We start from the raw sequence: 16,168 nt of genomic DNA on the forward strand, positions 1-16,168 counted from the left end.
GTCCGCATTTTTATGAATTCAAACAACAGAAAAATTGAAAACCATTAACATTATAAGACATATTTTGTTTATTTCGAACTTTATTTTCATAACATGGCGGGAAAATTTCAGAAATTGTTCAGATCTGAATGATACCATGGTCACGCTCCGCGTCTGATTGTCACAGTTGTGCCCAAGGGAGGTGGATCATTCGCACAGAAAGGCAATTTGGATGCGCACGAATCTATTAGTTTATGGAGGAAAAGTATGAGACGAAAGTGGTTTGCGGGGTTCATTGCATTTACAGTATTTCTTCAACTGGTATCTCAGATGCTGAGCAATCCTGTCTTGGCCGCAGGAGAACACAAGTTCACGGGAGCGTTAAGTTTTTCTTTCGCTACGGACAATAAGGAGCTGGCAGTTAATCAATCTGTTGACGCCGTTCTCGGTAAAAAAACTGTGCTTGATGTCACGGTTACGAATAACGATGCAAGCCAGTGGGCCTATAATGTAGGCATTGAACTGACATTGCCGGACGGACTGGAGGTTAGTGACGATAATGCTATTAAGCCTTCAAGCATTACGGCCGATTCCGTAGAGGTGCAGAAAGCCTACTGGCGGGATCTAAAGGATCTCGCACCCGGAGAATCCTATACATTCCCCGTTATGATTCATGCACGGGAGCAATACCGGTATTTGAGCGGCAAAGGCAACGTGCCTTTCGGCATTCAGCCTGAAGTAGGCGTAGCGGCATACGCAAGTGATGATGCCCGTCAGCTTTATGAGCCAGTCGAGACAGCCAATGCCAGCGGACTGGTCAAATACCGCATCGTACCGTTTACGGTCAAGATTGAGGATGCAGGCAAGCATGTGAAAGGTGCTGGGCCGGATGCTGCTCCTCCCGGAAGTGGAGACGAATACGGCAAGTTCGATTGGACAATCACTATCGACAACAACACTCGGACTGCCTCTGCCTTCTCCACGTTCCGGAATGAGGTTAGCGGCTCCTTGGAGGCATACGATTACGATCTTGTACCAACCTCCGAAACCTTTGTATCAGGTAAGCGCAACGCCGCTTGGACAGGCTTGTCGGTCGGTGCAGGCGCAACGGAGGAAATCACCTTCAAAGCTGCTTTTCTCGAGAATACACCGGCCGGAACGTTGCTTGTTGATGGGACTACCGTAACCAGCTCCGTCATCTTTACCGCTGTTGTGGAAGGGTTCTCCCTAAGCGGAAGCACGGAGTATGCGGCAACGGCCAAGGACATCATCGTCATTAAGTCAGTCGATGTCGCGAACGCGGGGTACGGAGATACATTGACTTACAGTCTCGAAGTTGTAGCCAATGAATATTACGATGTCACCGATGTCCTTGTTACCGATACGATCGGTGACGGGCAGCTGTTCGGCAGCTATATCGGAATGGCCGGAGCTCCTGTCTCTCCTACCCGAAACCCGGATGGGACAACCAGTATCAGTTGGAATCTTGGTACGGTTGAGAAAGGAACATCCGTGTCTCTCGGTTATACGACCGATGTTGAATTGAACTGGGATACTGCCTATTCCAACGGACCTGTTTACGCCGGAGACTCTTTGCTCAATCATGTTGAAGTAACGGGTACAACCATTGGTAAATCAGGAAATGTGAGCGACAGCGATGAGACCGAGGTCGAAGTCAACACACCAAAAATTTCGGAACGCATCGTGCAAATCAACGGTACATCAGGGTTGGATTTGGATGAAGCCGATGTTACTGTCGGGGATACGCTTACTTTCGAGGTTAAGTATGATGCAGCCGGCATCAACGCGGATCAGCATGATGTAGTCGTATACAACTTCCTCCCGCTTGGCACTATGCCCGATTACGATGGGGACGGCGATGTCGATGCAGCCGATCTTGACCAGTACAAGCTTGGCGGCCTGGCCCCCAGCTATGATCCGGACAAGCTATTGCTAATATGGGATCTGGGCGAGCTCGATGATACCACGACAACACTTACAACCAATATCAAAGTGGTTGTTCTGGACAGCACTGACTATGTGGCGGCCGATAAGGGCGCAGAGAATCTGGTCAATCTCTCCTATCGCAACTCACCGTCGCAAATTGCCAGTGTACGCGCAGATGTGAAATTGCATTTCGTTGAGCCAGAGCTGTCTATTGAACGCTGGGTAGATTCAACGCCTGTCCCTGTCGGTGTTAATCCTCCTGTGACTGTCCATGGAGGCCAACAAGTCACCATAAAGGTAACGCTGACCAACAGCGGCGGATCGGATGCGTACAATGTAAGCTTCAAGGATCAGCTACCTTTGGAGTTGACTAATTTCAACCTGACATCAGGAACCGGCTGTTCGATCGCCGGAATGGAAATTATATGCAATCCAGCATCTCCGATTGCTACGGGCGGTTCTTTCACGCTTGTCTATACCGCGGATGTTATCGATCCTATCGGTTCTGCCCGGGAGATCCAGGAAGGCTCCGCAGTGACCTATGACGGGCAGCCAATCACTACCGGTATCTATCGGACTTATGAGACAATCGAGGATCTCCATACAACAATGCGGGGTTCCAAGGCTGCTATCACGAAAGCCTGGATTGACTCTGCTACAGGCAATCAGAATGATGTTCGTATCGGTGACTGGATCATCTATAAGATTGACGTCACAATTCCAGCGGATGTTGAAGCATACGACGGTCTTCTCACCGATAACCTTCCAACCAATCAGTCATTGGTCACCGTATTCGCTAATTACAATACCGGCACGAATACCGGTACAGAACTTGTTCCGGGTACAGGCATCGGCGAATATGACAATACAACGCCAGCATCCGTGAAGATTAAGTTCCCGGCTATTGCGGTGGAAAATACGACGTACACGTACTTCGTTAAAACGAAAGTCAACAAGATTACAACAGGCAATGAGGAAGTTCAGCAATCGAAGGCGCGGTTCAAATGGTTCGATAAGGCGACATCTGGGGAGCAGCAATATATCGACTCCTCCAATGCTTCTGTCACCGTTAAAAAGCCGAATCTTACTTCCTATGTAAAGGAGACTTCCAGCCCCTCCGATACTCCTGCTGCCATAACGATGGGCAAGGATGACATTACAGCGCTTACCTATAAGATTGTGAACAACGGTCTTAACGCGGCCTTTGACTTCACACCATCGGTGACGCTGAAGCCGGGCTTCGAGTTCGTAGATGCAGGAGGCAATCCTGATCCTGCAGGTGTTACCGGCGATATCAATTCCGGCTATACCAAGACCTACACGAAGCTCGACCTGAATGGCGGAGGCACAGCACAGTCCTATCATTTCCATGTGCGGCTCGTCGATTTGAAGGGTTCCGGCTCCTCTCATCCTGTGATAGGCAGAACTGGCGCGTATTATGCGACTCATGATGCCTACACCAATGATGTGGATGGGGACCCGGGCAATAACCCGACTGCTTTCGAGAAATTCGTTCAGCATCAAGCTCAAGGCATTGTAACAACACCTGCCGTCACGCTTGCGAATGTAATCGAAGCTACAAGCAACGGCAGCAGCCTCACCCAGATCCGTCCGGGAGATACGCTTGATTATACGTTGACCTTGACAGTACCGGAAGGTACGCAAGCCTACAACGTAACGGTCAGCGATCTTTTCCAGGCTGCTGACAACTTCGAGATTATTGGCTATACGGTTGATCCAAACGGAATGGCCACGCCGGATTCCGGCAACTGGAATGCTGGATTGTTCACTTATACGATAGGAGATGTGGATGCTTCAAGCAGCCAGCAGGTATTCAACATCACATTCCATATGCGGGCGAAGTCCGATGCTGACAAGCCTGCTCTTGGCAGCTACAGTACAACTGCGAAGGCTGAATGGTCCATAGACGACAGCAATCCATCCTTGACGGAAGCAACGGCGGATCAAACCACTACAATTGAAGTGATTGAACCAAGCGTCAGCATTGCGCCTAACCCGATCATTGATTCTGTCTTCTCGAATACGAATGAAATGATCGCTGTAAGCTTTACTTTAACGAACGCTGGCGATAGTGCGGCTTATGCTACTAAAGTTGAACTTCCAATCCCTGCTGGCCTGTCGATTGTAAATACAGCGGTTCATCCGATCTCGGACAGCGGTACGATTACAGGGGGTTCCATCTTCTGGGAAGGCTTAACCATCCCGGCAGGCGGCACCGAGATCATCAACTTCTATGCACAGCCGGGCACTCTGGGCGCCAGCACAGCAGATATTGAACTCGTGGCAACCCTTCTACAGTTCCAATCTACCCCTGCTGATCAGCCCGACCAGAATACGACTGTATTCGAACCGAACATGCCGGCAGAGCAGCATTTGTCGATTGCAGCGGTAGAGCTTGAGCATGTGCTGACCGCAACAACAAGCGGCGACCAAGGCAGCGTGCGTCCCGGAGATGAGCTGACCTATGAGCTGACGGTCGATATTCCTGGCGACAGTCCGGCTTATAACGTTATCCTTCGCAATACCGGACTAATCGAACAGACGATAAAGAACGTCACTGTCAACGGAACGGTCATAACGGCCGATGCCAACGGTGATTATCCGCTCGGCGATCTTGCCGTCGATACGATTGTGACAATTGTCACTCGTACGGCAACGAATACAAGCATCTCGCAAAATCCGTATGCAGCATCGCTGGAGCCCGCTATCACATATACGTCGGCGCCGGATAGTGTTGTGACGCATGATGTGACAGGAAGTGCCATTAGTACGGATGTCATCCAGCCGGACCTGTCCATTCTGCTTGACGCTGATGCAACGGCATTCACGGCAGTCGGCGACACGATCACCCTTTCAGTAGTGGTGGACAATGTGTACGGACTCAGCACAGCTTACAATTCAATCGTCAAAATCACAGTACCGGACGGCATTTCCATCCAGTCCGTTGGCAACAGCGGCAATCCGGCGGATACCGTTGCTTCTGACGACCAGAACGTGACTTGGACGATCGCCCCAATTCAAGTGAACGGGTCTCGCGTGATCACCTTCACGGTGACGGCTGATAACGAAACCGCGGTCGGCTCCGCATTTGATATTGAAGCGGCGATCATGCAGTACAATTCATTGCCGGACGGAAACGGCAAGTCGTATGGACCCGTGACGACGAATGAAATTGGCGTCGTTGTTCTCGGAAGCCACGTGCTGACAGGCCATGAAGCGGTATCGCTGACTGCCGGCAAGAGCAAGCAATTCGCCCATACGTTGAAAAATACAGGAGCAGGCAGCGACGAATTTGTCCTTACAGTCAATAGTCCCTTCCCTGCGGATCTGTATGCCGGGAATATCAAAATCGCCTCGGGCTCCCGTATTAACGGCGTTTGGGTATGGAGCAGCATTGCCAGCGGCTATGCAAGCAGCGGCCAAGTGCTTATCCCTGCGCAAGCGGGTCAAGCTCAGCCGCTAACGCTCGATGTTCATGTGCCGGAATCAACTCCATACGATAACAATACGGCACAACTCATTACAATGACTGCGGCAGCAGTCCATACCGCTTTGATCAGCTCTGTCCAGGATGAACTGACAGTTACAGGCATTCCGCTTGATGGATGGAGCGGTCATCAAAAGCGCGAGGACTGGGTCCTCCCTGTCTACGGACATGGCGACGGCGCCAAGCTTCAAGCGGTAACTGCTGTTGATGCAGCCGCAGTTACAGCCTACTATGCGAACGGCGAGATCAATAATGAGATCCAGCTTCATGTTACGAACTCGTCGAGCTATCTGGAGGACGGCTACAAGCAATGGAGCGGCATTACGATTCTGCCTGACAATATCGCTGCCGGGAGCAGAACCGTGACCTTCGTCACTTACAGCCATATCGGAGAGCGGTTGGAAAGCGACACACCGGAAGGGCCTGTCGGCAGCAATAATCCGTTTGTTGTCCAGGCTGATCTGAATGTCGATGGCCATATTACAGATGCTGTTACGAATAGCCCTCTGGCTGGAGTAATGGTCACATTGTATGATCCGCTCAACAAAGTTGCAGTAGCAACAACAACAGCAGATGAGAACGGCTATTACACCTTTGCTGATGTTGCGGTCAACGACTATGAAATTCGGGTGCAGGCAGTCGGCTATGCGGATTCTGCTATCGCTTTCTATGCACTGGCGGACAACGGCGCAGCAACAACTGTAACCGTTGATGTGGCTATGTCACCGTTCTACATTACACTAGAAGCGATACCAAGCACGCTGCTGGGCGATGGAATCGCTCGAACGAGCCTGATCGCAACAATCCGGGACAAGGACGGGAATCCGGTCGCTAATGCGCCCGTTACATTCGCTTCACCGCAAAATCGAGGCTCATTCCCCGATGGTGCGACCACAACGACAGATGCCAATGGACGCGCAGCATTGCCGTTCCAATCTGAAGCGATTACCGGCGCAGATTCCGTACGCTTCCCTGTCATCGTGACGGTGAACGATCCGCAGCGCGGTCTAAAAGCATCTGATCAGATCGTCATAACCTTTGATCCGGGAGCTGTATCCGGCATCGTTACCGAAATGATCGACGGTGTATCTGTACCTGTCAGCGGCGCCTTGATCAGTATTACCAAGGACTTCGACAATGACGGCAAGCTGGATTTCTCCGCGACTGCGGTAACGGGAGCAGACGGCAAATATTTGATCGCCGTACCGCGCGGTAATACCGTCTATGATTTGAGCGTTACGAAGCCCGTTAAGATTGGCGACAGCATGCAGCCTATCTCATTCCCTCAGACAGCGACAGTAGGTGTTGTCTCTGCGGCAGGCTATGAAGTCTTCCCGTCCAACGAGGCCATCAGCGGTGTTCTGCTCGCAGGCTCCAAAGAACGTGGAACTTCACAATTCGATCCCTCTCTATACAGCAAAATGATTGGTTATCTGCTGGATGAGAACGGCAATGTTGTGAAGGATGGAACTGGCAGCAGACTGCAATTCCCGATCAGCAGCAAAGGTGCATTTACAGCACAGAATTTGCCTGATGGCAAGTATAAGCTGGTCATTGCTTATGTATTCGATAGCAATAATGAAATCATTATCAATCAGAATGCCCTCGGCGGCTATCCGCCACTGGAAATTTCACGCAACGGCGAGATGAACATCACGCTGGAGCTGATTGATCCATACGGTACAGTCACCGATGCAGTTACCGGCCTGCCGATTGAAGGCGCGCATGTGGAGTTGTATTATGCCAATACACCGCGTAATATGGCTCATCCAGACGGACATAAGCCTAACACATTGGTTATGCTGCCGATTCTGGTCGGGTTCGCGCCTAACAACAATATCAATCCGCAGGATACGGACAGCAAGGGCGACTACGCCTACATGGTATACAGTGAGACAGATTATTATCTCGTCGTCACGAAGCCAGGTTATTACACGTATACAAGTCCGATGATTTCTGTCGAATTTGCCATCGTCCGCCACGACCTGCAAATGCAGCCGGTACCGGCGCCTGGTGCCATCCCGGCGTCCGTAACACCGATTGTTGTACCGCCTGCAGAACCGGGTGAGGCTAACCTTGCTGTAGAGCTGTATGCTGACCGGCCCTCCTATGCAGAGGGAGCGGCAATTACCTACACGATCGAATACTTGAACCGTACCAATGCTGCCGTCAAGGGCGCCTTCATTGAAGCGCAAATTCCTGCACATACCGTCATCAAGGATGCCATGGGCGGCAAAGTGACCGGAAATGTCATTCGCTTCGAGCTTGGCGATCTGGAGCCCGCTGCAAGCGGGAAGCTGTCATATAAGGTGACAGCTGCGACAGATCTGTCACAAGCTGAAGTATTGACAGACAATACGGCCATCATCGGAGCGGCAGCGAAGCTCGTTGAGCCCGAGGATGACCGTTCATCCATCAGGATTATGCTCTTCTCCTCCCGCTTCGGAGAGCAGCTGCACAAACGTTACACCAAAGGATATCCAAGCGGGAATTGGCTGCCTAACCGTTCCATTACCAGGGCGGAAATCGCAGCAATATTCGCAAGGATTATGAATCTCGAAGATACGGTGAAAGGAACCTCCTTCTATTCGGACGTTAAGTCCGGCTTCTGGGCTGCCGAATATATAGAAGCCGTATCTCGCGCAGGCCTGTTCAGCGGATATGCGAACAATGCCTTTAAGCCCGATCAGCCGATAACACGCGCTGAGCTTAGTGCCGTTATTTTCCGTTACTTGAAGCTGCAGGAAAGCGCACCTATCCAAACGCACTTCAAGGATACAGAAAGCAATTGGGCCAGCAATATGATCGAAGCGATCTATCGTCACCACATCATTACCGGCTATAAGGACGGCACGTTCAAGCCTAATGCCCTTATGATTCGCACAGAAGCCGTAACGATGATCAATCGTTTGCTGCATCGCGGCCCGCTGGCGAATGTCGAACAATCATTCCCGGATGTGCCTGAAACGCACTGGGCATTCGGACATGTGCAAGAAAGTGCAGTCACCCATCAATTCAACCGTCTTGCTGACGGCTCAGAATCGATGACCAAGCTTATCCCAGAGCCATTGTGGTAATCTCAGTCCACGGCAATACCAGCACGTAAAAAGCGCACGCTCTAAAACGATCCTCGATCGCTTTTAGAACGTGCGCTTTCTCTATTGCCGTCTGGCCGTATGTTCGCCGCAGCAGCTGTCTGATTATCGCTCAGAATGGCGGTTCATCATCACTGGATTCCGTCTCTTCCTGTTTCTTCCTTCCCACCTGCTCCAATACTTCCAGCAAATCCGGCGGCTGAAGCAGCTCGACCGGCGACATGCTGCGGTCAAATTGAAAGGCATCCCCTTCGATCAACGCAATATACCGCCCCTTATACACGGCAAAATGAATGGACTGGCCGAACTCTGACAACGGCCCTTTGACCGACACGCTGTCCAGCTTGAAGGCAACACTTAGATCCGGCTGGTGCTCCACTAGCCTCTCTGCCGCCGCAACGACCTGCTCCTGTGACCATTGCTCCTGCAGCTCCCGCTTCTCGCTGGCAGCCCATACCTCATAGCGGCCTGCCTCCTGCTCCCGCTCCTCGCCTTCCTGTCCTTGCCACTTGTCCTCCATATATTCATGAACCATCGTGAGAACCTGTTCGCTCATCAGCTCCGGCATCGCCTTCTCATAGCTGACGAATCGCAGAAAATCCTCGAAATACCGGGCATGAGACGCTTGGTGGATTTTGAGCTCCCAAGGCTCCAGCATGCCTTCCTCCGGCATAAGCGGGTATTGGATCGACTTCATATTGCGGGCGCTGATAGCCATCTCAACATGAGAGATCAGCTTCTTCTCATCGGCGATGCGGGCGATCTTGGGTTCAAAATCACACTTGAGCATGAACAGCAGCGGTTCGTCCGTATACTTATTGGGTGTTGCCTTCACAACAATGAATGCTCCGCCGCGAACAGCGGCTGCATCCATATATAACCGCACAAGCTCATCGGCAAAATCATGAAATTCATTGTTCGAATCAGCCTGGCGCAGACGCTGCAGCAAATTATAATTTGGATTGCTGTCCAGATCATACCCGGGTTCAACAATAAACCGTCCGATCTTCGTAGGCGCAGCTTCTGTGCTGGGATGACGCTCGGCCTTCCGCTTGCAGATCCGCTGAAATTCGCCATCGAGGAACGACTTGAGCTCACTCTCGGCATATTCTGATTGATCCAGCGTCTGAAAATGCTTGAACCCTTTGCCCGCTCCCTCTGCTCCATCCGCCTGTACAACGAAGAATGATAAATGATGCACGATAAAATCCATCTGTTCGCTTCCCCTTCACTACTTGGAAAATGACTTGCTGCACACGAGCCGGACAATGAGCCCCTATTCTCATACAAGGTCACGTCTTGCGGCCGGAGTCACTAGCATAGCATATTTACCGTTCATCCGGCGACTGCAGCTAAGCCTGCTGCTCCCATATGGCCAGCCGTTCCATAATTCTGCGTTTGCGGTACAGCATTGTGGCGGCCTCTGCAACATCCTTCAGCGTGCCGCGGTTAATAAAGGCCCCGAACAGCATGCCGGCTACCGGAATGAGCTGAAACAGCTTCTTCCAGCCGAAATTATCTCTATACGTCGCTACAACCTCCCGCCAGCCTTGAAGCTGGGAAGCCATCTGTCCATGCGTATCTGGCTTGCCGAACAGAGCGAGCTGCTCCAGTATCGCTTTCTTCCCGACGATATCGGAGGAGGCGAACTGCAGGCATTTAATAACAAACACACGCTCCTCCTTCAATTTGGGATTGTAGCCATAGCTGATTGCCACCTCTTGAATAACCTTCAAGGAGAGACCGAGAACAGCAGGAATATCGATGGCAAGCGTGAAAATCCCGCCGATCCCCGTTGTTGCCCCCTGCATAGTCGCCAAATTCGCGTTGCTTTGTCCATAATCATCTGCAGCCTTATTCATAACCGCAATCGGCAGCCGCGAAGCCTCATCCAGCGACTCTGCACCCAGCTTGCGCAGAACTGCCCCTTCCGAGATCAAATATTGTCCGCCTGTCTGCATATAACTGCCGATTTCATCAACCGCCTGGCCAATCTTTTGCTGAAGGATACGGGGGGTCAGCTTGTCCAGCAGCAGGAACGGCAGCCTGCCGAGCTTCTCCCAGAACCATAGATCCTTCTGCTCCCGCTCCCATTTGTCGATAACCTGCCAGGCCGCTTGCAGCTCACCCTTGGTCTCCGGCGGTGTCCACAGGACAACATCATTCGTATCGTTCGGAGCCTGCTCGTCCTGAGCCGTCGTACGCTCTATATCACGGTCAAAAAGATCCGGATTATGGTCGTTCCTATTGTTTGCCATATCCAATACCACTCCTTCTATTCATCTGCAGCTGCCATTTCAGAGGCTTCTCTTCGTTGTACGCATCGATCAAGCTTTGGACTCAATTATTTACACCTGCCCTGGCAACTGATCCCCTTCCAGCCGCAACAAAGGAGGCCCCCTGGTCATCATCACTGATAACCAGAAGGCCTCCTCTTATTGCCTATACGCCATATTATGGTCTAAGGCTGCCAAGTTACATTCACAGTGCCCGTTCCGCTAGATGGTGACGTGTACGTGTGATTAGCGCCGCCTTCCCATGTCGTAGTAGTGCTGTTCTTCTTGATGAACTTGTATTGCAGCGCTGTTCCCGCCGGCACACTGACATCGAAGTACCAGTTCGGATAGGCTTGAATGACCTGATTGAACATAGGGCCAATAGCTTTGGCTGGATCCCAGCCGCCGATCTCAGCAACATTGCCGACCAAGTAGACATTTTGGCCCAGGCTTGTTGTCGCATTATTCACGATGAAGCGGACAGTGACCTGCGCACCGCTCAAAACATTGTAATTATTGTAGATGTTGCTGTCCACGGATGAAGAATTGCGCACCTTCACATTATATTTGCCTGCGGCAACGGACGGCACCACCACTCTGATCTCCGTATCCTCCCATGAGGTGATGCTTCCGCCAGTGACCGCTGTTGCTCCGAAATAAACCGTTCCCTTCGTGGAACCGAACGCCCGCCCATTAATTGTAACCGTATCTCCCGGCTTGCCCATAGTCGGTCCGACGTGGCCGATAACCGGCGTCGTTTGGGTCGCGGCATAATGCCATACGCCGACTCCGCCTGCAGGCAGACTGAACGTCGTTACAGCCCCGCCGCTGCCTACCGTAATATTGCCGCTGTTCAGAATGCCGCCAAGCTGATCCGTATACGTGCCTGCTGGCAAGGAGGTAATAAGTCCGCTAATAGAAGCTGCGGTTGACAAGCTGCGGTTAATGGCAACGACTGCCACACTGCTGCCGAATTTGCGCTCGAAGACATAGACATCGTTATTAATCCAACGCTGCTGTGTGGAGCCGTAAGCCATAGCCGGATTCGATTTGCGAAGCGGCGCGAGCTTTTTAATGACATTAAATGCTGTGCTTGATGTAGAGAACGAAGGCATCTTCGCACGGTTGTCCGGATCGGCATTGCCTGTCAAATAATGCTCAGAGCCGTAATAAATCGCAGGCACACCGCGGGATGTCAGCGTGAGCGCCAGTGCCTGCTCCAGCTTCCGGTTATTCGCCCCGGAGACCTGGAAGCGCGGCAGGTCATGATTATCGATGAAGGTAACCTGGTCGTTAATATGCGTATACTGGGTCGCCGTGCTGGACAGCATGCTGTCCAGTCCATACATATTGTCAGTACCGTCACGCAATACTTCGCGCACTTTCTGCCCGAACTGGAAGTCCAGCAGACTCATGCCGGAGTCATTGGCAAACGCGATGTTATTCGGATCGGCGTCATTCGTACCGAGGAACCATTCACCGAACGTGAAGACCGGCTTATAGCCATAGATCGAGGCCATCCAGTTCTTCTGCCAGCCTGACGGCATATGCTTGACCGCATCGACGCGGATGCCATCGATTCCCAGATCAAGCCAGACCTTGATCGCATCCTTGAAATACGTATCCATCGTGCTGTTGTTATGATTAATATCAGCAAGATCATACAGATTTTTGTAGATGCCGTTCTCCAGCGAGGAGAAGTCCGTACCGAGATTATGGTGGAAATAACCGTTCGTATCATTCGTATAGCCGCCAAGCAGAGTCCCGTTGTCATACAGCTTGCCGTTCTCTGCAAACGCCGGCTGCGACTCGGACGCCGGTGACGTGTGGTTAGGCGCAAAGTCGATGACGATCTTGATGTCCTTCGCATGGGCGGCACTGATCAAATTCTGGAAATCGGTGATCGTGCCATAATACGGATTTGTTTTCTTGAAATCCCTGCCCCAATAGCCGTGATAGGAGGTATTATCGACACCGGAATAAGTGATGACCGAATAAATATTCTCGACAGGCTGCGAAATCCATAGAGCGGTAATACCCATATCCGTAAAATAATTGGCATTGATCTTGTCGATAATCCCCTGCCAATCCCCGCCGCAGTACAGCTTCGTGCTCACACAAGTCGAAGAGAAAGCTGAGCCGGATGGATTGTTGGAGGGATTGCCGTCATGGAACCGATCCGTAAATATTTGGTAAATGACATCTGTAGAAAAGTTTTGCTTGTTCAGGACCGAAGTATCCGGTGAAGCGTAAGCGGTTTCAAAATTGCCGACAGGAAGTAAAGTCCCTGCTGTGAGGGATACTGTTAGCGTGAACGCAACGAGAAGGTTCTTCAATTTGGATTTCATCAATTTAGCCACCTTTCGAATTTAGAATCGTTTCGTACTGCGTTGCACTCGATCCATTGAGCCGCTTGCTCCACCTCCATACAGGGCTTCCCAAATGCAAACAACCCCGGAAATCTCGTACATGAGATCCCGGGGTTGCTTCTAAACCTTCCGGTTTAAAAAGGCAGCGCCCTCAGATTAGTTTGTTATTCATGCTGATGTCAAATCCGATTCACAACATGCAGCAAAGTGCTGCACTTGAGGTCATGAACCTGATTCTCCTACATTGTAGATGCCTTTTTCTTCAATCGTAAATAGGTCGAACGGAGTGATTATTCTGACAACTAAACCATTTATTTCGTTCGAATTTCCTAATCTCTATATTCAGTCCCATTCAAAAGCATTCCTGCCTAAAGCAGCCCGGTCAACGGCCCGCAGTGAAGCAGCTCCAGCTTGTGAAGTGCCCGTGTACAGCCAACATACAGCAGCTTGGCATCATTGGAGCTGTAGCTTTCAGCATCCGCATCGGCGATCAGCACAGCGTCGAATTCAAGGCCTTTGGCCAGATAGACGGGAACGATCGTAAGACCGCCGCCATAAGTGGGCTGTCTGCGCTCAACAAGCGAAGCTTCAATGCCTGCTTTGGCCAGATGCCCGGCAATGATATCACAGGAGCTCGCAGTCCGTCCCAGAATCGCAATCGTTTTGTAGCTGCCCTCCTGCTGCCACTCCCGGACAATGTCTGCAATCCGCTGCAGCCGATCAGCCTCCGTAGCAGCTGATCTCACTATAACAGGCTCGCCACTGCGAAATACAGGAACGGCAGGCTTTACCCCTGCCCCCATACTGCCAAGAACCCGATTGGCAAAATCGATTATTTCCATCGTCGAGCGGTAGCTGCGGTCCAGCTCATAATATCCGGTATCATCCGCATTGAATAAAGCCGTTAATTCCGTCCAGCTATGAATGCCTGCATAGCCGTGAATACCCTGCTGCAAATCGCCAAGAACCGTCATCGACGGCTGCCGTTGGCACAGTTTGAGCGTTTCTAGCTGGAAGGGGGAGTAATCCTGTGCCTCATCGATCACAACATGATCATAACGGGATTGCTCCAAGCCATACAATCGCAGCTGGATGTAGACGAGCGGAGCCAAATCCTCCGGCTGGGCTAAGCCTGATTGAATCCGCTTGACCGTTGCCGCTCTTTCTTTTGCAGACAGCATCTGAGCCTTCCCGGAACCTTTGAGCAATGCCAGATACAGCTGTGGCGCGGTGAAAGCAGCGATCTTCTTGCCATATGCGTTCAGCTTGGCGTTCGCCTTGCTCTTAAGCTTGCTGTCCGTATAACGGCGCGTCTTCCACTCCGATTCGAACCAACGTTTTATACGGCTTACAAGACGCTCGCGGCGGCGCATAACAGGCTCTTCTTTATCATCGGTGGCGAGCCATTCCTTCATCGTATGGGGATAAAGAACCATGCCCTCTACCGGCTCAAAGGGAGCTGCAGGCAGCAGCGCTGCTTCGGTTTCGGCTATTATAAGGTCAATAGCTTGCTTGAAGGCCAAGCCTCCCTTGATCCGGGGAACTGCTTGTTCAATCTCCTCTGCGGTACGCGGCTGCTCGAACCAATACTCCATCGCATCCACGGTATCATCCAGTCTAATCGTGTGCTGAAGCTGGTCAAGCGCCCATTCCACATAGGTTGTTTGCACAATATCGCCTACACCGAGCTCAGGCAGCACGCCTGAAATATAGTCGAGAAACATCCGGTTCGGCGCAAAAATAACCATTCGTTCAGCATGGATGCGTCCTGCATAGCGGTACAGCAAATAAGCAAGCCGGTGAAGGGCTACCGTTGTCTTGCCGCTTCCGGCCACACCTTGAATAAATACGGCTCTGTTCTTCTCTGTTCGAATAATGAGATCCTGCTCCTGCTGAATCGTGGAGACGATATCTCTTAGCTTGTTGTCCTTGCTCTCGCCAAGGCGGTACAGCAGAAACTCGTCCGTAACCGTCTCATCCGCCTGCCCGCGGACATAGCTGTCCACAATGCGTTCAAGCTTGCTCTGCCGAACCATCAGGTTGCGCTTCAGATGCACGGTTCCATCAATCTCGCCCTCTGGCGATTCATAGGATACCGGAGCTTCCCCGCCGCTGAAGGCATAGTACAAGCTGGCAACAGGGGCTCGCCAATCGACGACAAGCAGTTGATTCGTCGCTTCATGTGCTACACCGGCTTTACCGATGTACAACGGGCTCGGAGCTTCCTGGGCAGTCTCTTGGAAATCCAGCCGCCCGAAATAAGGCTCGCGCTCTGCAACCTCCAATCTCTGCTTGCGCTGCTCGCGCTGCAGATCCAGCATCTGTTCCGTAAAATCATCGCCTGTGTAACGCGGGCCTATAGCGCGAAGCTGGTTCTGAATGTGCTGAAGCACGTCGTCCAGCCGCTTCGCTTCGTCTTGAAAGGCACTTTGAGTAGTCAAATCAGTTACCTCCCTCTGCGACTGCAAGACGCATGGAATCAAGCGGCATTCGTAGGCTGAGAGTAGAAAAACAGCCAGCGAAAGCCGCATTCTCATGCGGCTTGGTCGGATGATATGAATAATGGCAGTTCGTGCAGCTTACCAGCACGGATGAACAATATATCATACCGGGATGGGGCAGTCAATGCATGCCAGCTGTTACAATATTGCGGCCGCTCCGTCATCCCCTAAGATGATCTAATTCATAGACTTGAACAAAATGTAAAGGATGCCGATATGGAGCAGCAGCATGACGGGCAGCCCGAGCGCGAATGCGGCATGCTTCGTCTTATGGCGCAGCAGCCGAAGAGCAAGCCATCCGCCCAGAGCCCCGCCTGCGGCGCTCCATCCAAGCAGCTTTCTCTCCGGAATACGGCGTCCCCTGCCGCGTTTTGCCCGGTCTTTATCGCTGCGCATCATTAGAAATACTGCCGCATTGACCAGAATTAAGTAGCATGCGGCGAGCACCGTAATCGCATTATCAGGCACATCTATTCCTCCGATCATGGATGGG

At 51.6% G+C, this 16,168-nt stretch carries 6 protein-coding genes; 1 reads left to right on the plus strand and 5 read right to left on the minus strand.

Going from position 1 to position 16,168, the window contains the following annotated elements:
- Window positions 1–246 precede the first annotated feature (246 nt).
- Window positions 247–8,511 carry a carboxypeptidase regulatory-like domain-containing protein gene (locus tag K0T92_RS00305; RefSeq protein ID WP_219870430.1) on the plus strand — a complete coding sequence of 2,755 codons (8,265 nt, stop codon included), beginning with the start codon at window positions 247–249 and terminating at the stop codon, window positions 8,509–8,511.
- A 130-nt stretch (window positions 8,512–8,641) separates the two neighbouring features.
- Here the strand turns inward: K0T92_RS00305 and K0T92_RS00310 are convergent, their stop codons facing one another.
- From K0T92_RS00310 to K0T92_RS00330, 5 genes are all read right to left on the minus strand, one after another.
- Window positions 8,642–9,742 (minus strand): DUF3900 domain-containing protein, encoded by a 1,101-nt coding sequence (locus tag K0T92_RS00310; protein WP_219870431.1) that lies wholly within the window; start codon window positions 9,740–9,742, stop codon window positions 8,642–8,644.
- A 139-nt stretch (window positions 9,743–9,881) separates the two neighbouring features.
- Window positions 9,882–10,787: an EcsC family protein gene (locus tag K0T92_RS00315; RefSeq protein WP_219870432.1), complete on the minus strand. Its 906-nt coding sequence runs from the start codon at window positions 10,785–10,787 to the stop codon at window positions 9,882–9,884.
- A gap of 203 nt (window positions 10,788–10,990) precedes the next feature.
- Window positions 10,991–13,153, minus strand: a complete 2,163-nt coding sequence (locus K0T92_RS00320; RefSeq protein WP_219870433.1) for an alpha-amylase family glycosyl hydrolase — start codon at window positions 13,151–13,153, stop codon at window positions 10,991–10,993.
- Between the two features lie 389 nt (window positions 13,154–13,542).
- Window positions 13,543–15,615, minus strand: a complete 2,073-nt coding sequence (locus K0T92_RS00325) for a HelD family protein (RefSeq protein WP_246627773.1) — start codon at window positions 15,613–15,615, stop codon at window positions 13,543–13,545.
- A gap of 237 nt (window positions 15,616–15,852) precedes the next feature.
- Window positions 15,853–16,143, minus strand: coding sequence for a DUF1294 domain-containing protein (locus K0T92_RS00330; RefSeq protein WP_343223603.1), 291 nt, complete (start codon window positions 16,141–16,143; stop codon window positions 15,853–15,855).
- Window positions 16,144–16,168 lie beyond the last annotated feature (25 nt).

Origin of the sequence: Paenibacillus oenotherae, assembly GCF_019443105.1 — a bacterium.
Lineage (GTDB): Bacteria > Bacillota > Bacilli > Paenibacillales > Paenibacillaceae > Paenibacillus_Z > Paenibacillus_Z oenotherae.